The organism is Pontibacter lucknowensis (assembly GCF_900156415.1).
Classification (GTDB): Bacteria; Bacteroidota; Bacteroidia; order Cytophagales; family Hymenobacteraceae; genus Pontibacter; species Pontibacter lucknowensis.
Genome location: NZ_FTNM01000001.1, coordinates 556,828 through 579,026 on the forward strand (window position 1 = coordinate 556,828; position 22,199 = coordinate 579,026).

Sequence of the window (22,199 nt, forward strand, 5' to 3'; positions counted from 1 at the left end):
GAGTTATACAAACTACCCGGCAATACAGAAAGTATTAGTATACCTATTCTTTCTGCTGTTTGCCATTATATCTGCTGCAGTAGCATTTTATATTCTCTTATTTTCGATTGGGATAATTTTCGCTTCACTTGCTAATATTTAAAATAACCCTCCCCCTATGACCAAACGCCTCGCACTCATCGACATGGGCACTAACACCTTTCACCTCCTCATTACAGAGGTAGACGAAAGCGGCAATCGCACAGACTTTGTGAAAACCAAGCTCCCGGTGCGTCTCGGCCAGGGCGGTATCAGCAAAGGCACAATTGCGCCGGAAGCGTACGAGCGGGCGATGAAAACACTGAAGGATTTCCGCAGACAGATTGATGAATATAATGTAGAGACAGTACGGGCTATGGCGACGAGTATGGTACGCAGTGCCAGCAACGGCGAGGATTTCATTAAAGACATTTACAAGCAGACCGATATACAGGTAGAGATAATAGACGGCGACCGGGAAGCGGAACTGATCTATCACGGTGTGCGCTCGGCCGGTGTGCTCGATGGTCAGACCTCTCTGATTATGGATATCGGCGGGGGTAGTGTGGAGTTTATCATCTGCAATGACCAGGAGATCTTCTGGAAGCAAAGCTTTGAAGTAGGTGCCCAGCGATTAATGGATAAGTTCTTCACTGACGACCCTATACCTAATACGCAGGTAGCTGCCGAGAAACAATTCCTGGCGGCGCAACTGCAGCCACTCACAGAAGCTGTCACGGAGCATAAGCCTGTCCGTATGGTAGGGGCTTCCGGCACCTTCGATACCCTTTGCGACATCGATGCCCTCAGCCGCGGCGATAACACCCGACAACTTTCGCAGCCTGCCACCGCTGCCTTGCAGGTCTCTGACTTCTACAAGATATATCAGGAACTGCTGCACAAAACCCACGACGAACGCCTGGCAATACCGGGTATGCTGGAGATGCGGGTTGATATGATCGTGCTGGCGAGTATACTGGTGGATTTCGTGTTGGAGACCTATCAACTGAAAGAGATTAGGGTGTCGGCTTATGCCTTAAAAGAAGGGGTACTGCAGAAGGTGCTGCAGGAAGAGGGCTTCAACAACGCTTAAACAAGAACGCATCCCAGATTATACTTATCACAATGGTTCCTGAACGATTATTCCAGATCAGCTTCATGCTTTCGTTGGTCATGCTGTTCTCCGGCTGCGACGACTATGACGATAAAACTTCACCTTTGGCTAACCAGACTATACATGGCAAGACCATACATGTAGGAGAAGGTACTGCTTACAGTTGGGCCACGTTTGATGAAGCCGGTAATCCCGCTGCTGTAGGTGTACGCTTCTCGGAACAAGCCGTTAATACGCTCCCTCAACAAGACAACTCCGAAGGACACGGGCACATGATCTATTACGAGATGGAGCTGCCGCAAGAGATCATGCAGCAGACACCTTTCAAGCATATCGTGATGGATTGGAACCCGATGGGGCACCCGCCTGCCTTGTACGAACTGCCTCACTTCGATGCGCATTTTTACATGATCTCGTCGGCAGAGCGCAAGGCAATCGGCGACGAAGTGAGCGATCCTAAACTAATGATAGAACCTGCTCCACGCTACCTGCCAGCAGACTATATTGATGTGCAGGTGAACGTACCGCAAATGGGCAAGCACTGGGTAGACCGGCATAGCCCTGAGTTGAATGGCGAGAAGTTTACCCAGACCATGATCTATGGCTCTTATGATGGCCGCGTCATCTTTTTTGAGCCGATGTACACGGTGGAGTACCTGCAGTCGAAGCCTGATGATACTTTTGATCTGAAGCAGCCGGAAGAGTTTCAGCAAAAAGGCCTCTACTACCCTACCCGCTACGGCTTCTATTATGATGCAGATAAGAAGGAATATGTGATCTGGCTAGATAACATGCAGCTGAAATAAGATGCTATACCTACTTATAAACGAAAAAGCCTACTGTTCAAGCAGGCTTTTTCGTTTATAAGTAGGTATTCTTCAGCTATATCCCAGTGCTTGTAAGAAGCTTAACCCTTCGCCAGTTTCTTGCGCTCCTTTTCGTAGGCCTTGCCCAGATGCTTCAGTTTCTTGTCACCTTGTGTATAACTCGCGGCCATCACCTTGGCCGTTTCAGTCTGACCGCTGGTTACGTCTTTTATAGCTAACTGTATACCTAGCTGTTGCTGTGTTTTCTTGGTCTTGCCTTTAGAATAACCCCTATCGAGCAGGTCAGTGAGCAATTGCAGAGCCGCTTTCTCTTGTCGGATGCCCGTGAAATGATCTACCACAGTAGCAGTAAAGGCCAACTTGCTTTGTCCCTGTGCAAAGTTATAGAGTGAAATGTGATCCAGCCCAAAGCGAGCGATTGACTTGCTCAGGTAGTGCTGCTCAGCATCGTTGTAGCGTTTTATCGCATCGGTATAGCGACCAGTCGCTACCATACGGTTAGCTTCTTCGAGCATGCGCTGGTAAGCTGCGGCATCGGCAATGGTGGACTGACCGTCTTCTGCCGTGAACGTGGCAATGGTGCAAGTTGCTTTTGATGCCGCTGCATTGAGGGCGGCTTGATAAGCCTGGTCGGCGGCGATGAATTTTTTCTCCTTCACAAGAGACTGCGCAGCGGCATAATGACGGTCGTAGTCAGCCTGCACGTTCAGGCACTCCTGCGTGAAAATGCGGTCGCGTAGCTCGATGTACTTGGCCTGCACCTCAGTGTCACGTTCCAGGGCATAGCGACTGCGCATATTTTCAGCTGAGCTGGCTACTGCTCTGGCATCACTCAACCGGTTGCTCATGGCCAGGGTATAGCCATCAGCCAGCTGACTCAGCAGCACCGGCTTGGCTGCCTGCTGCAGCAAGTTGCTTAGTTCACGTACCGGCTGAAAGGTATAGCCCTGCTCCAACGTCATAGCCGACTCAAACTGCTCCAGTGCATAGCGGTAGTCTTTCGCCTTCATGGCCTGACGACCTTTGTCGATATGCTGCACATAATACTGGTATTTCACCTGTCCCTGCAGTTCAGCCGCCTCAGTGGCATCGTGCAGCAGGTAGTCGTACTGGCGCTGGAAGGTATAGGCATCGTCGGCCATCTGCTCAGCCTGTGCCAGGTCACCACGGCTCAAAGAACGTTTGCCCTCCTCTACCATGCTGCGATAATAGCCATACACGGCTCGGCCTTCACCGTCATTCAGTGCAGGCATGTTGCAACGTAATCCGCCCAGGGTGCTGCACAAGTTGCGGGCATCGGCGTAGGCGGCTACGGCACTGCGGTAATCACCACGGCTGTTGTGCGCATGGCCTTCTGCCATAAATGTGCTGTAGATGTCGTGCGCTAGTCCCAAAGCCATCTGCTGGGTTTCAGGGTCTACACGCATCTGGGTGAGGATGTCACGGGTACGGCCGGCCGCTTCGTGCACCTTGCCACTCATAAAATCCAGTCGGGCCAGTTGCAGGTGCGCAGGCGCAAAGCGCGGGTTCACCTCCAGTGATTTCACAAAATAGGTGCTGGCAGCAGCCAGGTTATTGCGCGCCATCAGGCTGATGCCTCGGTTATAGAACTGCTGATCAAGTGTAGCCAGGGTATGGTTCACCGCTTTGCGACGTTCTTTCAGCAACTGGTTCAGCTGGTTCGACTTGGCTACATAGCGCTGCGGGTCATACTGGTTCAGGCTTAGCTTGTCAGAGAAACGCTTGTCCTGCAGCTTCTGCAGCATTTCTTCCATCTCGCGTAGGCGCTGGTCCTGTTGCTTGATGCGGTCCACGTCGTCATGCTTGATCAGGACCACGTCCTGCAGCATCTTGTTCAGGGTGGTGTCGGCGGCATAGTAGTCTTTGATCAGGCTGATACGCTCTTCCAGTTCCTGCACATCGGCGTGGGTATACACCAGCTCCAGTCCTTCCACTTTTAAGGTATAGCCCTGGCTGTTGGCGGTATCAGGCACGGTTGTCTCCAGCGCCACGATGCCGTTCGGCTTCAGGTTCAGGGCAGGCAGGCTATAGCGCTTCACTTCTTTCTGCTGACTGTTGAGCAAGCGCACCGTCATTTTGGTCTGCTCCGGCAAGAGCACGCTGCCCAGGTCGAAGCCACGGTAATGTACATCGCCGCTCACGCCAATTTGCTGCAGTTGCACCTTGATCTGCAATTGATCACCGGCTTTGGCAATACGGGCCTGCTGTTCTAATCTTACTACAAACTCAGGCTTACGGCTTGGGCGCCCGCCGGATTTGCTAGTAGTCGTACCTCCCTCGGTTAGCAGCTGTATGATCTTGTTGCTGTTTACCTGACTGCTGTTGCCGGCTGCTTCCTGCTTGATCAGGAAGGAAACAGGTATAGCTTCGTTAAACGCGAGTCGGCTCTGTGCCTGTACAGCAACAGCCACTGTGAGTATCCAGATCAGAAGTAATGCTCTTTTCATAGTTTTATCGTTTTAGCCTGACTTCGCCAAGTCAAAATCCATTCCACTTTTCTACTAAACTCCGAAAGTATAGAAAAAAGGGTATATAAATGATGTTCAAAGGTATAAATTCCGTGAAGGACAATCGCTTGAGGAATTGCGAGGCATTGGCCTGATATTTTTTTAATTTGCGGCACTAACAAGATTGCTATGTATCCATACCGACACCTCTTTGACTTCACCCGCGAGATTTTCCTGAACATTGGTTGCTCTCTGGAAGATGCCCAGCTAGCCACCCAGGTATTGCTGGAAGCCGACCTGCGCGGCGTTGACTCCCACGGCGTGGCCCGACTGAGTGGCTACATCCGCCTCTGGGAAGCCGGCCGCATCAACCCGAAGCCTAATATCACCATAGCCCACGAAACGCCCAGCACAGCCACGGTAGACGGCGACGGCGGACTTGGACTGGTGGTAGCGCCACGAGCCATGGAAATTGCCATGAAAAAAGCCGAGAACGTAGGTTCGGGCTGGGTATCGGTGCGCAACTCCAACCACTTCGGTATAGCCGGTTACCATGCCATGCAGGCCCTGCAGCGCGACATGATAGGCATGGCCATGACCAATGCCAGCCCGCTGGTAGCACCAACGCACTCAACGCAGCGTATGCTCGGCACTAACCCGATTGCAGTAGCCGTGCCAGCCAATGAGCAACCTCCTTTTGTAGCCGACCTCGCCACCACTACTGCCGCCAACGGCAAGCTGGAAATACTGCAGCGCAAGCAAAAGCAAACGCCAAGCGGCTGGGTACAGACGGCTACCGGATTGGGCTCTACCAACCCTTTTGAAGTACAAGCTGGTGGTGCACTGCTCCCGTTGGGCAGCACCAAAAACCGCGGCAGTCACAAAGGCTATGCGCTCGGCTCTATCGTCGATATTTTCTCAGGTGTGCTGTCGGGTGCCAACTATGGCCCGTGGGTACCGCCTTTCGTAAGCTTCCTCGCTCCTCCCGCCGACCCGGTGGGCCAAGGTATAGGGCACTTCCTCGGCGCTATGCGCATAGACGCCTTCCGTCCTGCTGACGAGTTCAAGCACCATATGGATAACTGGATCAACGCTTTCCGTAACGCTCAGGTAAAACGTGGCGAAAAAGCCGTGCTTATACCGGGTGACCCGGAGCGCATCATGACAGCCAAACGCCTGCAGAAAGGCATACCGCTGTTGCCGCCAGTAGAGAAAGACCTGACAGAGGTAGGCAAGAAGTTCGGCATAAAATTCTAAGTCATGGCAACGGACAAAGGTATAGCCCTGTTTAGGCTATTAGGCTTAGGCTCCACAAGGCGCAGTATCCTGATGCTCGTGTTGTCCTGGATTCTGAATGTAGCCTGGCTCGGGTTCAACTATTTCTGGCGGCTTGTTCCGGAATCAGTGCTGATCGCTATACCTGTGCTGCTGTTATTATATGGATTACTTGCCCTGGTCGCCTACATATACTGGGGCATTAAAGGCGTACGCGAACAGGACGAACCATATGCCAGTATCATGGTTGGGGCGATCGTCGCGATCACGCTGCTATACCTGAACTATACCTTACTCGACGCACTGCTTTCGCTTAGTCAGTCATAAAAAAGCGAAGAGCTGGCCATCACGGTCAGCTCTTCTTGTTTTATGGTATAGGGAACAGGTATAGCCTACTCTATCTTCTTGCCTGCCATCGCCTGCTTGATGGAGATCTGCATCACGCGTTCTGCGAACGGACTTGTCTGCTCTTCCAGTGTATCTACAGCTTTCAGAATCTGATCTTTGTCACCGCTTGGCAGCACGTCGCGCAGTTTCTGCAAATTCTCTTGCGTCAGTTTAATTTCCTCTTCTGTCAGGTGCTGGCTGTTCTTCTCCAGGAAGCGCTCCACCTGGTACAGCATCTGCTCAGCTGTGGTGCGTGCTTCGATCACCATACGAGCCGACACGTCCTCACGGGCATGCGTGATAGAGTCCATCAGCATCTGCTCCACCTGCGAGTCTGTCAGTCCGTACTGCGGCTTCACCTCTACCTCCTGCCGCACACCCGAGCGCAACTCGATCGCCTCCACTTTCAGGATGCCGTCGGCGTTTAGAATAAAGTTTACGTCCACTTTCGGGAAGCCGGCAGGCATGGCCGGTATACCTTTCAGATCAAACTCAGCTAGCTTGCGATTCTCCTTCACCAGATCACGCTCGCCCTGGTACACCGAGATTTTCATATTCACCTGCCCGTCAATGGAAGTGGTATACTGACGGCCGGCTTTGGTCGGAATCTTGGAATTGCGGGGAATGATCGAGTCCATCAGTCCGCCCATGGTTTCTATACCTAGTGTGAGCGGCGTCACGTCCAGCAGCAGGATGTCTTTGCGATTACCTGACAGGATATCGGCTTGAATGGCAGCACCGAGGGCTACCACTTCATCTGGGTTAAGCGTATTATTAGCAGGCTTTCCGAAGAACTCCGACACCGTTTCGTATACCATCGGCACGCGGGTAGAGCCACCTACCATGATCACGGCATCGATTTGCTCCGGCTCCAGCTTGGCATCGCCCATCGCCTGTCGGCAGCTGTCAATTGTCTTGGCCACGATCGGGGCAATCAGCTCCTCAAACTTGTGGCGTGTAATACCGCATTCAATATCATTTACCTTGCTGGTATAGATCTGCTGCTGGCTCAAGGCCTTCTTGGCCTCCTCTGCCTTCAAGCGCAGTTCCTGCTGCAGGTTCTTGTCCTCGTTCAGCGTATCAGCCACTAATTGATTTTCCTGGATCCAGTAATTGATGATGGCCCGGTCCATGTCATCGCCGCCCAGGTAGGTGTCGCCGTGGGTAGAGAGCACTTCAAATATACCCTGGTGCAGGCTCAGAATAGAGATATCGAAGGTACCACCGCCCAGGTCATACACAGCGATCGTCTTCTCTTCTGAAGGATCTATACCTATACCGTAGGCCAGTGAGGCAGCAGTCGGCTCGTTCACGATGCGCAGCACTTCCAGTCCTGCCAATTTGCCGGCATCGCGTGTAGCCTGGCGCTGTGAGTCGTTGAAGTAAGCCGGCACTGTGATCACGGCTCTGTTCACAGGCGTTTTCAAAGCATGCTCGGCACGCTCACGCAACTCTTTCAATATCTCTGCGGATAACTCAATTGGGGAATAGAACTTATCCCCTACTCTGATCTTCACCAGTCCTTCGCTATCATCATCGATGATCTTATAGCCGAAATAGTCTTTGTGCTCTCCCAGGTCTTTGTAAGACTTGCCCAGCAGGCGCTTCACAGAATAAATGGTATTTGCCGGATCGGTGGTGAGGTATTCTTTTGCCTCGTTGCCCACAATTGTCTCGCCGTTCTTGGTGAAGTGCACCACAGAAGGCACAATGGTACCGCGACCGAGGTCGTTTATAGCTACCGGCTTTTTGGTTTCGGGATGTATATAGGCTACCAGGCTGTTGGTAGTCCCAAGATCTATACCTACGATCACCTCTTCCTGCTGAAGGGCTCCCGTAGAAAGGTTTATCGCAACTTTTGCCATGTTCTTATACTTTGGTGAGGCCACCCTATACCTGAGCAGCGCTATACGCAAAGTTACGAAAAAATAAGGGGCTATGTGGGGATGGCCCCGGTTTATACCTGATACAGGGGCTTATACCTTTAATATAGCCAACGAAACAGGGTAAGGATTTTGTGTAGCATCTTTGCTAACCAGCCAGCAAACTCTAATCACATGAAGTGCATTCAGGAAGTATAGCACCAGATAGGCGCAAAACACATACCACGAACCAGGATAATGCATGATCTTCATACAGGCAAAAAGCATAACCAGTGGATAAGTAACCAAAGACCAGGTGATCTGGAAGTTTAGCAGACTTATACCTTGCTCGTGCACATGGAGCACTTTCTTTTTCTGTGTTATCCAGATGATCAGTGGAAAAACAAGATTCCCCAGCGGCATTAACAGATAAGATAGTACCGAAAGATGCATCAGCAATAACACGCCTTTATCTGGTTCCTTGCCATAGTCATACACTTCCTCTACGTCTACGTCCAGTGCCTGACAGATAGATTTTAAGGTATAGCCCCGCGGCTCTGTCTCCCCTTTCTCTATACGTTGCAGCGTCCGTAAGCTTATATCTGCCATTCCCGATAGCTCCTCCTGGCTCAGGCCTTTTCGCTTTCGTATTTCGATAATCTTGTTTCCTAATTGCTTCATCGATTCTACAGATTTGTTTCTCAATACTACATCAAAAGTATCATCCGAGCTGCCGGTGTTTCTATGTCATTCCTACGACATTCATGACTTTTAGGCTCCTAAGGTCTATAAATGCAGAAAGCTGTTCGTTAAAACAGCTTTCTGACCATCCATCATCGGATCTGTATTCTCACTCCTCTTTTTTCGGCACAACTATAAATACATCCTCTCCCGGACGCTTCATCAGGTATTTCTCCCTTGCAAACTTCTCAAGCAGTTCCGGATTACCCATCAGTTCCTCACGGTCCTGCTGTACCTCGGCCATTTTTTCCAGGTAGTACTCTTTGTCTTTTTCTTTATCGCGCAACTCCCTGCTCATGCGGTACTGTGTAATAAAGTCGTTGGAATCAAAGAAAAGCATCCATACCAGGAAGAGCATACCTGTAATGAAATAAAAACTGCGAACAAACTTAGGTATACGTTGAAGCATATATAGGAAACTATAGATATTATTCTGAGGGCTTTACACAAAAATAAGGGTGTGAGTCATAAACCCACACCCTTATCGGTAAAATATTTTCTAGATGTTCTTTAGAACTTCTTTCCAGGATAATAAGCCACTTCACCAAGCTCCTCCTCAATGCGAAGCAACTGGTTGTATTTAGCCATACGGTCAGAACGGGAAGCCGATCCTGTCTTGATCTGTCCAGTGTTAAGCGCTACTGCCAGGTCAGCAATCGTGTTATCTTCCGTCTCTCCTGAGCGATGTGACATCACACTCTTATATCCGTGACGCAGACCCAGGTTAATGGCGTTGATCGTCTCAGTCAGCGTACCAATCTGGTTTACCTTGATCAGGATAGAGTTGGCCACCCCTTGGTCTATACCTTGTTGCAGACGGTTTACGTTTGTTACAAACAGGTCATCGCCTACCAGCTGCACCTTGTTCCCGATAGACTCAGTCAGCTCTTTCCAGCCTTTCCAGTCGTCTTCATCCATACCATCTTCTATAGAGGCAATCGGATACTTCTCGGTCCACTCTTTCCAGTAGCTTACCATTTCAGAAGAAGTCAGCTTGTCGCCAGTCGACTTCTTGAAGGTATAGAGCCCTGTAGACTTGTCATAAAACTCGGAGCTGGCAGCATCCATGGCGATCATCATATCATCGCCTGGCTTGTAACCAGCTGCCTCGATTGCTTGGAGCACTACCTCAATTGCCTCTACGTTAGACGCAATGTTTGGCGCAAATCCGCCTTCATCACCTACGTTTGTAGAAAGACCCTTTTTCTTCAGCACGTTCTTCAGGTGATGGAATACTTCAGAGCCCATGCGCAGTGCTTCTGAGAAAGAAGGAGCACCAACTGGCATGATCATGAATTCCTGGAAGTCGATGGCGTTGTCAGCATGACTGCCACCGTTCAGGATGTTCATCATCGGCACAGGCAGCGTGTTAGCATTAACACCACCCACGTAGCGGTATAATGGCATACCCAGCTCCTGCGCGGCTGCACGTGCTATAGCAAGCGATACACCAAGGATTGCATTGGCACCAAGGTTGGCTTTGTTGTCAGAACCATCTAACTCAATCATGATCTTGTCAAGCAGGTTCTGCTCGAACACCGGAAACCCGACAAGCTCTTCAGCTATTTTCTCGTTTACGTTTTGAACGGCCTGCAGTACACCTTTGCCCATATACCTGCCTTTGTCACCGTCACGAAGTTCTACCGCCTCGTGCACACCCGTAGAAGCGCCAGACGGAACAGCAGCACGGCCTAATACGCCGTTTTCTGTAAACACATCAACTTCTACTGTCGGGTTGCCTCTTGAATCAAAGATCTGGCGGGCTTTAATATCTGTAATTAAGCTCATCGGTTTGTTTTTTATATAGTTTTACTTGTTTTGCTCTAACAGTGTGATAAAATCATCGAATAGGTAAACAGAATCATGCGGTCCAGGGGAAGACTCAGGGTGATACTGCACCGAGAATGCTGGCTTCGACTTCATACGAATACCTTCCACCGTATTATCATTCAGGTTGATATGCGTCACTTCTACGTCCGGGTGGTTCTTCAGTTGCTCCGAATCCACAACGAAACCATGGTTCTGCGACGTGATCTCGCTCAAGCCAGTGATCAGGTTCTTAACAGGGTGATTGAGCCCTCTGTGGCCATTGTGCATTTTGTAGGTTGCAATACCGTTGGCCTGTGCCAGCATCTGGTGTCCCATGCATATTCCGAACATAGGTCTGTTCTTATCCAATATCTGCTTCACACTCTCAATGGCAATTGTAGTAGCAGCAGGATCACCAGGACCATTAGAGATAAAGTAACCGTCCGGGTTCCACTTTTCCATTTCCTCAAATGATGTATCATAAGGGAATACCTTCACCTCGCAGCCACGAGCCACCAGGTTGTTCAAGCTATTACGCTTTACACCAAGGTCGAGCACAGCAACTCTATACTTTACAACTTCAGGCTTCATCTCATACACCTCAGGCGTGCTCACATGCGACGAGAGCTCAAGACCAGCCATAGATGGTACCTCAGCTAATCGTTGCTTCAATGCTGCTACATCAGCAGTCTCAGAAGAGATGATACCATTCATAGCGCCTTTGTCACGAATGTGGCGCACAAGAGCACGCGTGTCGATTTCACAGATACCAACTATACCTGCTTTTTCAAAGTAGTCTTGCAAAGAACCTTCTGCACGCTTACGGGAGAAGAAGTGTGAGAACTCTTTACACACAAGACCATTGATCTGTACTTTCCCTGATTCGACTTCATCAGATTGAACACCGTAGTTACCAATGTGTGAAAAAGTAGTGACAACTAACTGACCATAGTACGATGGATCCGTAAAGATTTCCTGATAGCCAGTCATACCAGTGTTAAAGCATAACTCACCACCTGTTGTACCGATACGCCCCAGGCTCTTGCCTGTGAATACGGTACCATCTTGCAATAAAAGAATAGCTTCGGAAGTTGTGTGTTTTTTCATTTTAATAATTTGATACAAAAATAAAAAAGGGACACGACTTACGTCATGTCCCTTTGCAATATTTCACAAATGAAGCTTATTCAGCATCTTTTGTTTCATCTTTAGTGCCCTCTGCTTCTGGAGTTGCTGGAGCTGAAGCCTCAGTAGACTCAGCACCTTTTTTCTTAGAAGAAGAACGACGACGAGTTTTCTTAGCACCACCGGCAGCGCCAGTTGTAGTCAACATATCCTCGTTGTAGTCAACAAGCTCGATAACACACATTTCAGCATTGTCACCAAGTCTGTAACCAGTCTTCAGGATACGAGTGTAACCACCGGGTCTGTTAGCGATCTTTACAGATACTTCGTCGAACAACTCTTTCACAGACTCTTTGTCTTGCAGGTAAGCAAATACAGTTCTTCTGGAGTGAGTTGTGTCGTTTTTAGATTTTGTCAGTAGAGGCTCCACATACTTGCGCAGTGCTTTCGCTTTAGCTACTGTTGTAGAAAGACGCTTGTGCAGGATAAGCGAAGCAGCCATGTTTGACAGCATTGCTTTACGGTGCGAAGCGGTTCTTCCTAAATGATTGATTTTTTTACCGTGTCTCATTATTTTGAATTGTGCACGTGCATACCGTCGATCAACCCACCCGGGGATCGGGAATTATGCCGCAGGATTATTAATCTTCTTCTAATTTATACTTAGAAAGGTCCATGCCAAAAGTCAGGCCTTTCTCTTGCACCAGATTCTCAAGCTCTGTCAAAGACTTCTTACCGAAGTTACGGAACTTCATCATGTCAGAGATGTCAAGCTGCACCAAGTCGCCAAGGGTTTTGATGTCGGCAGCCTTGAGGCAGTTGTAAGCTCTAACAGAAAGATCCATATCCTGAAGTGAAGTCTTCAGGACTTTGCGCATGTGCAGAAGTTCTTCATCCACAGCTTCTTCTTCTTCAGGCTTAGCTGTTTCGAAAGTCATTGTGTTATCAGAGAAGAGCATGAAGTGCTGGATCAAAATATTGGCAGCGCCTTTCAAGGCATCTTCAGGATGTATAGAACCATCAGTCTGTATGTCAAGCAATAGCTTTTCATAGTCAGTCTTCTGCTCAACACGTGTATTTTCTACGCTGAACTTTACATTCTTGATTGGCGTGAAAATGGCATCAATTGGAATAAGACCAAAAACCTGATCAGCCGGCTTATTTTCTTCAGCAGGAACGTAACCACGTCCTTTCTGAATAGTAAGCTCTACTTCCAGAGTCATGTTCTTGTCCAGGTTACAGATTACCAGCTCAGGGTTTAGAACCTCAAAGCTTGTAGAGAATTTGCTGATGTCGCCAGCTACAAATTTATCCTGACCTGAGATAGATACAGTGATCTTATCATCAATGACTTCGCTTATTTTCTTAAAGCGAACCATTTTCAAATTAAGGATGATGTCAGATACATCTTCCACTACGCCTTCAACAGACGAGAACTCGTGCAGTACACCAGGTATGCGAACGCTAGTAATTGCGTAACCTTCCAGAGAAGAAAGCAAAATTCTTCGCAAAGCATTACCGATGGTTACTCCGTAACCTTTTTCAAGCGGCTTGAATTCAAATAAACCATGAAAGTCGTCGGCTTTTTCCATTACAACTTTCTCTGGCATTTGAAATGCTAATATTGACATACTTGCAGTGTTAAAGGTTAAAAATTGATTAAGCGGCTTACTTAGAGTAAAGCTCGACGATCAGCTGCTCCTGAATTTTCTCAGGGATCTGGTCACGCTGTGGCGCAGACACAAATTTACCAACCATCTCAGCACCATCCCACTCTAACCAGCTAAATGCACGTGCGTTACGTACGCTTAGGCTAGTTGTAATCGCCTCAAGAGATTTTGATTTCTCTCTCACGGCTACCGTATCACCAACTTTTAAGCTATATGATGGAATGTTAACGATCTCGCCGTTAACAGTGATATGCTTGTGCAAAACTAGCTGACGGGCAGCTCTTCTTGTCGGAGCGATACCCAGTCTGTAAACTGTGTTATCAAGTCTGGACTCAAGAAGGATCAACAGGTTTTCACCAGTGATACCGCCTTTACGAGCTGCCTTGTCAAACAGGTTAGCAAACTGCTTCTCCAGCATACCATAGATATATTTTGCTTTCTGCTTTTCAGCAAGCTGAACTGCATATTCAGACTGCTTCTTACGACGACCACGGCCGTGCTGTCCTGGAGGATAGCTTTTCTTTTTTAATGCTTTGCTTGGGCCAAAAATCTCCTCGTTGAATTTTCTGGAGATTTTGCTTTTAGGACCAGTATATCTTGCCATTGTATTTAATCTAATTTACTAATTAAACTCTTCTGCGTTTAGGAGGACGACATCCGTTGTGAGGAAGTGGTGTAACATCTTTAATAGTTGTTACTTCGATACCAGTATTCTGTACAGTACGGATGGCGGACTCTCTACCTGCACCAGGGCCTTTAACAAATACTTCAGCTTTACGCATACCCAGGTCATAAGCAACCTTTGCGCAATCTGCAGCAGCCATTTGTGCAGCGTAAGGAGTGTTCTTTTTAGAACCTTTAAAACCCATTTTACCAGCAGAAGCCCAAGAGATAACTTGTCCTGCGTTGTTGGTTACTGAGATAATAATATTGTTGAAAGAAGCTTTGATGTGTACCTGGCCTGTTGATTCAACAACTACAACACGCTTCTTAGCTTTGTCTTTTCTTTTCTGAGCCATGATCAAAAATTATTTAGAAGCTTTCTTCTTGTTTGCTACTGTCTTACGCTTACCTTTTCTTGTGCGCGAGTTATTCTTCGTGCGCTGACCTCGTACAGGTAGACCTTTACGGTGTCTCAAACCACGGTAGCAGCCAATATCAAGAAGACGCTTGATATGCAATTGCACTTCTGATCTCAAAACACCTTCAGTTTTGATCTCAGCTGCAATCACATTTCTGATCTCATTAGCTTCATCTTCGGTCCAGTCTTTCACCTTTTTGTCAAGATCCACCCCGGCTTTGTTTAGGATTTGCACAGAGAGATTACGACCTATACCATAGATGTACGTCAAAGAGATCTCTCCTCTTTTGTTGTCCGGAATATCAACTCCTGCTATTCTTGCCATAATTAATAATTATCCTTGTCTTTGTTTATATCTTGGATTTTTTTTGTTGATAACATAAAGCTTCCCCTTACGGCGGATCACTTTACATTCAGCACTTCTCTTTTTTACTGATGCTTTGACTTTCATTGTAGTTATTTATATCGATAAACAATTCTTCCTTTAGTTAAATCATAAGGAGACATCTCCAATTTAACTCGGTCACCTGGCAGAATCTTGATGTAATTCATTCTCATTTTACCTGAGATATGTGCGATCACCTGATGACCATTTTCTAACTCTACCCGGAACATTGCATTTGATAATGCTTCGATGATAGTACCGTCTTGCTCGATAGAGGACTGCTTCGCCATTTATTGTTGTTTAGCTTTATCTATATAATCAAAAGTTGTTAATACTTCTGCTTGATCTTTTCTTATTACAACTGTATGCTCAAAATGAGCAGAGGGTTTATTATCACGGGTCCGGATTGTCCATCCATCCTCTTCTTGAATAATATACCTGGTACCGAGGTTTACCATTGGCTCAATCGCAAGTACCAATCCATTTTGAAGCTTTAATCCCTGTCCACGTTTCCCGTAATTAGGCACTTCAGGAGCCTCATGTAGGTTACGTCCTATACCGTGCCCTACCAATTCTCGTACGACACCATATTTAGAAGCTTCAGCATGTGTCTGGATTGCATGGCTGACATCACCAAGCCTATTTCCAACAACTGCCTTTTCAATCCCTTTGTACAAGGATTCTTTTGTAACATCTAACAGATGTGAAACCTCCTCAGAAACATTACCAACAGCATGGGTATATGCACAGTCACTATGAAAACCGTTATAATAGACTCCACAGTCAACAGAAATTACGTCTCCATCGTTCAAAACGTAATTACTTGGCATTCCATGAACTACAGTCGAGTTTATCGAGATACAGAGGCTAAAAGGAAACCCATTGTAGTTTTTAAAAGATGGAACAGCTCCATGATCTTTAATAAACTCTTCAGCTCTTTTATCAAGGGTAAGAGTTGATACCCCTTCCTTTATAAGAAGAGCTATTTCGCCATGTGCTTTACTTAATATTAAAGCACTCTGGCGAATTAGCTCTATTTCTTCTTCAGTCTTGTAAAAAATCATTTATTAGGATACCATGGCAATATTCTCTGTTCTGCCTCTAAGCTTACCAGATTTCATCATGCCATCATAATGACGCATTAGTAAATAACTTTCAATCTGCTGCAATGTGTCGAGAACAACACCCACCATAATGATCAGTGAAGTGCCCCCGTAGAACTGAGCAAACTCTCTAGTTACTCCAAATAGCATGGCGATAGCAGGAAAGATTGCAACGAGCGCTAGATAAATAGCACCAGGCAGCGTGATTTTTGTAAGAATATTATCAATATACTCTGAGGTAGAACGACCAGGTTTAACACCCGGCACAAAACCACCACTACGCTTCAAGTCATCAGCAATTTGATTTGGATTAACAGTAATCGCTGTGTAGAAGTATGTAAATATCAGGATCATCAATCCAAACACTACATTGTACTGCCATGAAGTGAAATCAGAGAATGTCGCTCCTATATAACTCGCTGTTTCATTTGAATCTGCCCAGATTGAAGCAATCATAGAGGGTAGAAACATCAACGATTGAGCGAAAATGATAGGCATAACACCTGCTGCATTTACTTTCAAAGGAATAAACTGGCGCTGTCCACTGTATAGCGAGCTACCGCCAACCTGCTTAGCATATTGTACTGGGATTCTTCTTACAGCCTGAGTAAGCATTACTACAGACATTACTACAAAGAAGAGAACCACTAACTCAAAAATAAACAGCAGTGCACCATTTAACTCTTTAGATAAGGCTTCAGCAACAATGGCACCTGGGAAACGAGAGATAATGCCAATCATAATCAGCATTGATATACCGTTACCTATACCTTTATCTGTAATTCTTTCACCAAGCCACATACAGAAGATTGTGCCCGATGTTAACACAATCATGGAGCTAATGGTAAACAGCGTGGTATTTATTACAATTGCTTCGCTGTTAATCGTAGCAACAAAGCCTACTGCCTGAGCAAGCGTAATGATAATAGTAAGAACTCGGGTGATTTGGTTGATTTTCTTTCTACCAGACTCACCCTCCTTCTGCATTTTTTGAAAATACGGAACGGCTATAGTAAGTAGCTGTAATACGATAGAAGCTGAAATGTATGGCATGATCCCTAACGCAAAGATGGAAGCATTGCTAAATGCTCCACCTAAGAACGTATCCAAAAGGCCAAATATACCTTCGGTGTTGGCCTTGAGCTGGTTAGGATCTATACCAGGAAGAACAACATAAGAACCTAATCTAAAAATAGCTATAAAACCTAAGGTATTGAGTATTCGTACTCTTAGATCATCAATAGCAAAAATGTTCTTAATTGTTGTTATAAACTTCTTCATAAAAATTAAAGGGCTACTGTTTTACCGCCTGCTTTTTCGATGGATGAAATGGCAGTTTGAGAAAAAGCGTGAGCGTGTACTTCTACAGCTTTAGATATCTCTCCTCTACCTAAGATCTTAACTTTGTCGTTCTTGGACACTAAACCGTGTGCCTTGAAGAAATCAAAGTTAAAAACTTTTTCATTAGTTTCTGCAGCCAAAGACTCCAGAACATCTAAATTTATTCCTTTATACTCTACTCTGTTGAAGTTTTTGAAACCAAACTTAGGTACACGTCTCTGAAGTGGCATCTGACCACCTTCAAAGCCTGACTTCTGAGAGTAGCCTGAACGAGACTTGGCACCTTTGTGACCTCTAGTAGAAGTTCCACCTCTACCTGAGCCAGTTCCTCTGCCTATTCTCTTTCTAGTCTTAACAGACCCTTCTGCAGGTTTTAATGAATTCAAATACATATTAAATGTCCTTTACTTCTACTAAATTGTGAACCTTGTTAATCATACCAGCAATCTGAGGTGTTTTCTCAACAGTTACTGATTTATTGATCTTACCAAGACCTAGCGCTTGAATTGTAAGCTTTTGGTTCTTTGGTCTGTCAATAATGCTTTTAACCTGTGTGATTGTTACTTTAGCCATCTCAATTAACCGTTAAATACTTTCTGCAAATTAACACCACGCTGCTGAGCTACGGCCAAAGGATCACGCATTTTTGACAGCGCATCAAAAGTTGCTTTTACCACGTTATGTGGGTTAGAAGACCCTTTAGACTTGCAAAGTACGTCTTTGATACCAGCACTTTCCAATACAGCACGCATTGCACCACCGGCAATTACACCAGTACCTGGAGCTGCAGGCTTAACAAGAACGAAACCACCTGAGTACTTACCTTCCATTGCATGTGGAACAGTGTGATGGTAAAGAGGAACTTTAACCAAGTTCTTCTTTGCATCGTCTATACCTTTAGCAATAGCGTCAGTTACTTCGTTTGCTTTACCAAGGCCGTATCCAACAACACCATTACCATCACCTACTACAACGATGGCAGCAAAGCTAAATCTTCTACCACCTTTTACAACTTTAGCTACACGATTGATCGCAACAACTTTTTCTTTGAGTTCGATCTCGCTAGCCTTTACACTACGAATATTATTTTTCAACATAATTCTTAGAATTTAAGGCCTGCCTCGCGTGCGCCTTCAGCCAATGATTTTACGTTACCATGGTAAAGGTATCCAGAACGGTCAAACACCACCTGCGTGATACCCATCTCGAGAGCTTTAGCTCCTATTTCTTTTCCAACCTGATTGGACACTGAAATATTAGCGTTGGATACACCATCAAGCTTCACAGAAGAGGCAGCCGCCAAAGTTTTTCCTGTAGTGTCATCGATCAGCTGTGCATAGATAGCTTTGTTGCTTCTAAAAACAGATAATCTTGGTCTGGCAGAAGTACCAGAAATCTTGTTTCTGATACTTCTCTTAATTCTAAGTCTTCTTGATACTTTATTAACAGACATGATGATGATTATTTAGACGCTGTCTTACCAGCTTTTCTTCTTACAACTTCTCCTACAAAACGGATACCTTTACCTTTATAAGGCTCTACTTTGCGAAGTGATCTGATTTTAGCAGCTACCTGACCGATCAGTTGCTTGTCATTACTTTCAAGCGTGATTACTGGTGCTTTACCTTTTTCTGTTACTGCAGTTGCAGAAACTTCTTCAGGCATGGTCATGAAGATATTGTGTGAGTATCCAAGAGCAAGCTCCAGTACATTTCCCTGTACAGTTGCTTTGTAACCAACACCCACTAACTCCAGCTGCTCTTTATAGCCTTCACTTACACCTACCACCATGTTGTTGATAAGTGAACGGTAAAGTCCATGCATAGCTTTGTGACGCTTCTGCTCAGTAGGACGCTCAACCACAATCTGGTTTTCTTCCTGCTTAACAATAATGTCTTTATCTACCGGAGTAGTTAGTGTTCCCTTAGGACCTTTTACAGTAACAACGTTATCCTTTGCAACAGCAATTTCAACGTTTGTCGGCAGAGTGATTGGCAATTTTCCTATACGTGACATTGTCTATCCTCCTATTAGTAAACGTAACACAATACCTCACCACCTACATTCAGTGACTTGGCTTCTTTTTCAGTCATTACACCTTTGGAAGTTGACAGAATAGCAATACCCAACCCGTTCAGAACGCGTGGCAAGCTGTCATTTCCGGTATACTTACGAAGCCCTGGCTTACTTACCCTCTCAAGTTTCACAATAGCAGATTGCTTAGTGGTAGGGTTGTATTTCAGAGCGATCTTAATAGTACCTTGTACAGAGGAATCATCAAACTTATAGCTTTGAATGTATCCTTTTTCGTACAATACTTTTGTAATCTCTTTCTTGATATTGCTAGATGGTATTTCAACTACTCTGTGGTTTGCCTTGATGGCATTACGCACTCTAGTTAAATAATCTGCTATTGGATCTGAGTTCATTATGAATCACTTAAATCTTGAACGCTTTTTCTAAGCGAGCGGCAAAGATAAGAATATCTTTTCTTCTTTCTTAATATGTTAAGAAAAAATTACCAGCTCGATTTTGTTACACCAGGAATTTTACCCATAACAGCCAGTTCTCTGAACACTACACGTGAGATACCGAATTTTCTCATGTAACCACGTGGTCTTCCAGACAGCTTGCAACGGTTATGTAACCTTACTGGAGATGAATTCTTAGGAAGCTTATCAAGTCCTTCGTAATCTCCTTTAGCTTTAAGTTCAGCACGCTTCGCAGCGTACTTTGCCACTAACTTCTGTCTTTTAAGCTCTCTCGCTTTTACTGCTTCTTTAGCCATTTTTCTTATTTCTTAATATTAGTGAAAGGCATACCAAACGCTTTAAGCAACTCATAGCTCTCCTCATCTGTTTGAGCAGTCGTTACGAAGGTAATATCCATACCACTAATGGCTTTGATTTTATCTATGCTGATTTCAGGGAAGATGATCTGCTCTTTTACACCAAGTGTATAGTTGCCACGACCATCAAAACCTTTATCACTAACACCTCTGAAGTCACGTACGCGTGGAAGAGCGATTGTTAGAAGACGGTCCATGAACTCGTACATACGCTCGCCTCTTAGTGTCACACGTGCACCAATTGGCATGCCTTCGCGAAGCTTGAAGTTAGAAACTGATTTCTTAGCGATAGTAGCTACAGCCTTCTGACCAGAGATGGTCGTCAGTTCCTCTACTCCGATGTCAACAAGTTTCTTGTCAGCTACTGCAGCACCGATACCTTTGTTAATAGAGATCTTAGTGATCTTCGGCACCTGCATTACGTTCTTATACTGGAACTTTTCTTTCAGGGCAGGTATAACCTCCTTCTGATATTTTTCTTTAAATCTTGCAGTTGCCATATTAGATTACTTCTCCTGATTTTTTAGAATAACGCTCTGTTTTACCTTCGCTGTTTTTTCTTCTGCCAGCTTTGGTGGTTTCTCCTGACTTAGGATCTACTAAAGCTACGTTGCTGGCATGAATAGGAGCTTCCATTTTAGAGATACCACCTTGAGGGTTCTTGGCGCTAGGCTTTGCATGCTTCGTCACCATATTAATTCCCTCAACTGTAACTCTTTGCTTCTCGATATTAACAGCTGTAATGCGGCCTGTCTTTCCGCGGTCGTCACCGGCAATCACTTTTACTGTATCGCCAGTTTTTACATGAAGTTTTTTCTTATTCATCTTGATGTCTGAATTAATGATTAAAGAACTTCAGGTGCCAACGAAACAATTTTCATGAATTGCTTTTCACGAAGCTCACGCGCAACTGGTCCGAAAATACGCGTACCACGTGGCTCGTTGTTAGCATTCAGAAGAACAGCGGCATTGTCGTCGAAACGGATATAAGAACCGTCTTTTCTTCTGATCTCTTTCTTTGTTCTTACAATAACTGCCTTAGAAACAGTTCCCTTTTTAACGTTGCCAGAAGAAAGGGCTGATTTTACAGTTACTACGATTCTATCCCCGATAGAAGCGTACTTCTTGCCTGTACCACCTAGAACACGGATACAAAGAACTTCTTTGGCTCCACTGTTATCGGCTACGTTCAATCTAGATTCCTGCTGTATCATTTTATTTCGCCCTTTCTATTATTTCTACTAAACGCCAGTTCTTGTTTTTGCTTAGAGGACGTGTCTCCTGAATGCGTACGGTATCACCGATGTTGCACTCGTTCTTCTCGTCATGAGCCATGAATTTGGTGGACTTGCTAACGAACTTACCATAGATTGGGTGCTTCATTCTGCTTTCCACTAACACAGTGATAGACTTGTCCATCTTGTTGCTAACAACCTTACCACTTCTTTCTTTTCTAAGATTTCTCTCTTCCATGATTTCTATTAAGTATTAAGAGTTAGCTTCAATTTCACGGCGACGAATTTCTGTATTCAGACGAGCAATTGCTTTTTTCGTCTCACGGATTTTCATCGGATTTTCCAACGGAGAGATAGCATGTGCAAAACGCAGGTTCTGCATGGTTGTTTGCTCCGTATTAAGCTTCTCTTTCAGCTCTTCTAAAGACAAAGCTTTAATCTCTGAATTTTTCATATACTATTTCTCAACGTAATCTCTACGTACTACAAACTTTGTTTTAACTGGCAGCTTCTGGGCAGCTAATCTAAGTGACTCTTTTGCCACTTCCATAGGAACGCCATCTGATTCAAACATGATGGTACCTGGCTTAACCACGGCTACCCAATACTCAGGAGAACCTTTACCCTTACCCATACGAACCTCTGCAGGCTTTTTCGTAACCGGCTTGTCAGGGAAAATACGAATCCATACCTGGCCTTCACGTTTCATTGCTCTTGTCATGGCGATACGAGCAGCTTCAATCTGGCGGCTTGTAATCCATGAAGCCTCCAGTGATTTGATCGCAAAAGAACCAAATGAAATAGTACTGCCTCTATGAGCCAGACCTTTCACGCGGCCTTTTTGCATTTTTCTATATTTAGTCCTTTTCGGCTGTAACATTTTCTAAAACTTAATAATGTTATCAATCAA

General features: G+C 45.6%; 32 protein-coding genes. 4 read left to right on the forward strand and 28 right to left on the reverse strand.

Going from position 1 to position 22,199, the window contains the following annotated elements; genetic code table 11:
• Window positions 1–157: 157 nt before the first annotated feature.
• Together BW972_RS02400 and BW972_RS02405 are read left to right on the forward strand one after the other, a co-directional pair.
• Complete coding sequence (locus BW972_RS02400) at window positions 158–1,111, forward strand: Ppx/GppA phosphatase family protein (protein ID WP_076420858.1); 954 nt, start codon at window positions 158–160, stop codon at window positions 1,109–1,111.
• Window positions 1,112–1,143: 32 nt separating this feature from the next.
• The gene (locus BW972_RS02405; RefSeq protein ID WP_076420860.1) at window positions 1,144–1,938 is read left to right on the forward strand and encodes a DUF5602 domain-containing protein; all 795 of its coding nucleotides are present in this window, start codon (window positions 1,144–1,146) and stop codon (window positions 1,936–1,938) included.
• 101 nt (window positions 1,939–2,039) lie between these two features.
• Here the strand turns inward: BW972_RS02405 and BW972_RS02410 are convergent, their stop codons facing one another.
• On the reverse strand, window positions 2,040–4,427 hold the full coding sequence (locus BW972_RS02410) for a tetratricopeptide repeat protein (RefSeq protein WP_076420862.1): 2,388 nt from the start codon (window positions 4,425–4,427) through the stop codon (window positions 2,040–2,042).
• Window positions 4,428–4,616: 189 nt separating this feature from the next.
• On the opposite strand from BW972_RS02410, the gene BW972_RS02415 reads away from it, so the two are divergent.
• On the forward strand, window positions 4,617–5,684 hold the full coding sequence (locus BW972_RS02415; RefSeq protein WP_076420864.1) for an Ldh family oxidoreductase: 1,068 nt from the start codon (window positions 4,617–4,619) through the stop codon (window positions 5,682–5,684).
• A 3-nt stretch (window positions 5,685–5,687) separates the two neighbouring features.
• Entirely contained in the window at window positions 5,688–6,029 is a 342-nt protein-coding gene (locus BW972_RS02420; RefSeq protein ID WP_076420866.1) for a hypothetical protein, read from the forward strand.
• 65 nt (window positions 6,030–6,094) lie between these two features.
• Here BW972_RS02420 and hscA read toward each other — a convergent pair whose 3' ends face one another.
• The 27 genes from hscA to rplP form a co-directional block, all read right to left on the reverse strand.
• A complete protein-coding gene (hscA, locus tag BW972_RS02425) occupies window positions 6,095–7,954 on the reverse strand; it encodes a Fe-S protein assembly chaperone HscA (RefSeq protein WP_076421466.1) in 1,860 nt (619 codons plus the stop codon).
• Window positions 7,955–8,065: 111 nt separating this feature from the next.
• On the reverse strand, window positions 8,066–8,632 hold the full coding sequence (locus tag BW972_RS02430; RefSeq protein ID WP_007654252.1) for a helix-turn-helix domain-containing protein: 567 nt from the start codon (window positions 8,630–8,632) through the stop codon (window positions 8,066–8,068).
• A gap of 169 nt (window positions 8,633–8,801) precedes the next feature.
• Entirely contained in the window at window positions 8,802–9,101 is a 300-nt protein-coding gene (locus BW972_RS02435) for an FtsB family cell division protein (RefSeq protein WP_076420868.1), read from the reverse strand.
• 101 nt (window positions 9,102–9,202) lie between these two features.
• On the reverse strand, window positions 9,203–10,480 hold the full coding sequence (eno, locus tag BW972_RS02440) for a phosphopyruvate hydratase (protein ID WP_007654254.1): 1,278 nt from the start codon (window positions 10,478–10,480) through the stop codon (window positions 9,203–9,205).
• A gap of 21 nt (window positions 10,481–10,501) precedes the next feature.
• Window positions 10,502–11,608, reverse strand: coding sequence for a glutamine-hydrolyzing carbamoyl-phosphate synthase small subunit (gene carA / locus BW972_RS02445; protein ID WP_076420870.1), 1,107 nt, complete (start codon window positions 11,606–11,608; stop codon window positions 10,502–10,504).
• Window positions 11,609–11,684: 76 nt separating this feature from the next.
• On the reverse strand, window positions 11,685–12,197 hold the full coding sequence (rplQ, locus tag BW972_RS02450; RefSeq protein ID WP_040573755.1) for a 50S ribosomal protein L17: 513 nt from the start codon (window positions 12,195–12,197) through the stop codon (window positions 11,685–11,687).
• Window positions 12,198–12,267: 70 nt separating this feature from the next.
• Window positions 12,268–13,257 (reverse strand): DNA-directed RNA polymerase subunit alpha, encoded by a 990-nt coding sequence (locus BW972_RS02455; RefSeq protein ID WP_007654259.1) that lies wholly within the window; start codon window positions 13,255–13,257, stop codon window positions 12,268–12,270.
• Between the two features lie 37 nt (window positions 13,258–13,294).
• Window positions 13,295–13,900, reverse strand: a complete 606-nt coding sequence (gene rpsD, locus BW972_RS02460; protein WP_007654260.1) for a 30S ribosomal protein S4 — start codon at window positions 13,898–13,900, stop codon at window positions 13,295–13,297.
• A gap of 22 nt (window positions 13,901–13,922) precedes the next feature.
• Window positions 13,923–14,315, reverse strand: a complete 393-nt coding sequence (rpsK, locus tag BW972_RS02465) for a 30S ribosomal protein S11 (protein ID WP_007654262.1) — start codon at window positions 14,313–14,315, stop codon at window positions 13,923–13,925.
• Between the two features lie 9 nt (window positions 14,316–14,324).
• A complete protein-coding gene (gene rpsM / locus BW972_RS02470; RefSeq protein ID WP_007654263.1) occupies window positions 14,325–14,702 on the reverse strand; it encodes a 30S ribosomal protein S13 in 378 nt (125 codons plus the stop codon).
• 9 nt (window positions 14,703–14,711) lie between these two features.
• Entirely contained in the window at window positions 14,712–14,828 is a 117-nt protein-coding gene (rpmJ, locus tag BW972_RS02475; RefSeq protein WP_007654264.1) for a 50S ribosomal protein L36, read from the reverse strand.
• A gap of 5 nt (window positions 14,829–14,833) precedes the next feature.
• Window positions 14,834–15,052, reverse strand: coding sequence for a translation initiation factor IF-1 (infA, locus tag BW972_RS02480; protein ID WP_007654265.1), 219 nt, complete (start codon window positions 15,050–15,052; stop codon window positions 14,834–14,836).
• Complete coding sequence (gene map, locus BW972_RS02485) at window positions 15,053–15,826, reverse strand: type I methionyl aminopeptidase (protein WP_076420872.1); 774 nt, start codon at window positions 15,824–15,826, stop codon at window positions 15,053–15,055.
• A gap of 3 nt (window positions 15,827–15,829) precedes the next feature.
• Window positions 15,830–17,146 carry a preprotein translocase subunit SecY gene (secY, locus tag BW972_RS02490; protein ID WP_007654271.1) on the reverse strand — a complete coding sequence of 439 codons (1,317 nt, stop codon included), beginning with the start codon at window positions 17,144–17,146 and terminating at the stop codon, window positions 15,830–15,832.
• A 5-nt stretch (window positions 17,147–17,151) separates the two neighbouring features.
• A complete protein-coding gene (gene rplO / locus BW972_RS02495) occupies window positions 17,152–17,598 on the reverse strand; it encodes a 50S ribosomal protein L15 (protein WP_007654272.1) in 447 nt (148 codons plus the stop codon).
• A 1-nt stretch (window position 17,599) separates the two neighbouring features.
• The gene (gene rpmD / locus BW972_RS02500) at window positions 17,600–17,779 is read right to left on the reverse strand and encodes a 50S ribosomal protein L30 (RefSeq protein WP_007654273.1); all 180 of its coding nucleotides are present in this window, start codon (window positions 17,777–17,779) and stop codon (window positions 17,600–17,602) included.
• Window positions 17,780–17,784: 5 nt separating this feature from the next.
• Complete coding sequence (gene rpsE, locus BW972_RS02505) at window positions 17,785–18,303, reverse strand: 30S ribosomal protein S5 (RefSeq protein WP_040573757.1); 519 nt, start codon at window positions 18,301–18,303, stop codon at window positions 17,785–17,787.
• Between the two features lie 5 nt (window positions 18,304–18,308).
• Complete coding sequence (gene rplR / locus BW972_RS02510) at window positions 18,309–18,659, reverse strand: 50S ribosomal protein L18 (RefSeq protein ID WP_040573759.1); 351 nt, start codon at window positions 18,657–18,659, stop codon at window positions 18,309–18,311.
• 8 nt (window positions 18,660–18,667) lie between these two features.
• Window positions 18,668–19,222, reverse strand: coding sequence for a 50S ribosomal protein L6 (rplF, locus tag BW972_RS02515; RefSeq protein ID WP_076420874.1), 555 nt, complete (start codon window positions 19,220–19,222; stop codon window positions 18,668–18,670).
• Window positions 19,223–19,236: 14 nt separating this feature from the next.
• Window positions 19,237–19,635, reverse strand: coding sequence for a 30S ribosomal protein S8 (gene rpsH / locus BW972_RS02520; protein WP_007654282.1), 399 nt, complete (start codon window positions 19,633–19,635; stop codon window positions 19,237–19,239).
• An 89-nt stretch (window positions 19,636–19,724) separates the two neighbouring features.
• Window positions 19,725–19,994 carry a 30S ribosomal protein S14 gene (gene rpsN / locus BW972_RS02525; protein WP_007654283.1) on the reverse strand — a complete coding sequence of 90 codons (270 nt, stop codon included), beginning with the start codon at window positions 19,992–19,994 and terminating at the stop codon, window positions 19,725–19,727.
• Window positions 19,995–19,999: 5 nt separating this feature from the next.
• Window positions 20,000–20,554, reverse strand: a complete 555-nt coding sequence (gene rplE / locus BW972_RS02530; RefSeq protein WP_007654284.1) for a 50S ribosomal protein L5 — start codon at window positions 20,552–20,554, stop codon at window positions 20,000–20,002.
• Window position 20,555: 1 nt separating this feature from the next.
• The gene (rplX, locus tag BW972_RS02535) at window positions 20,556–20,879 is read right to left on the reverse strand and encodes a 50S ribosomal protein L24 (protein WP_007654285.1); all 324 of its coding nucleotides are present in this window, start codon (window positions 20,877–20,879) and stop codon (window positions 20,556–20,558) included.
• A gap of 20 nt (window positions 20,880–20,899) precedes the next feature.
• Window positions 20,900–21,268 (reverse strand): 50S ribosomal protein L14, encoded by a 369-nt coding sequence (rplN, locus tag BW972_RS02540; RefSeq protein WP_076420876.1) that lies wholly within the window; start codon window positions 21,266–21,268, stop codon window positions 20,900–20,902.
• Between the two features lies 1 nt (window position 21,269).
• Window positions 21,270–21,527, reverse strand: a complete 258-nt coding sequence (rpsQ, locus tag BW972_RS02545; protein ID WP_007654288.1) for a 30S ribosomal protein S17 — start codon at window positions 21,525–21,527, stop codon at window positions 21,270–21,272.
• A 15-nt stretch (window positions 21,528–21,542) separates the two neighbouring features.
• Window positions 21,543–21,743 (reverse strand): 50S ribosomal protein L29, encoded by a 201-nt coding sequence (gene rpmC, locus BW972_RS02550; RefSeq protein ID WP_007654289.1) that lies wholly within the window; start codon window positions 21,741–21,743, stop codon window positions 21,543–21,545.
• 3 nt (window positions 21,744–21,746) lie between these two features.
• A complete protein-coding gene (gene rplP / locus BW972_RS02555; protein WP_007654290.1) occupies window positions 21,747–22,169 on the reverse strand; it encodes a 50S ribosomal protein L16 in 423 nt (140 codons plus the stop codon).
• Window positions 22,170–22,199: the final 30 nt, after the last annotated feature.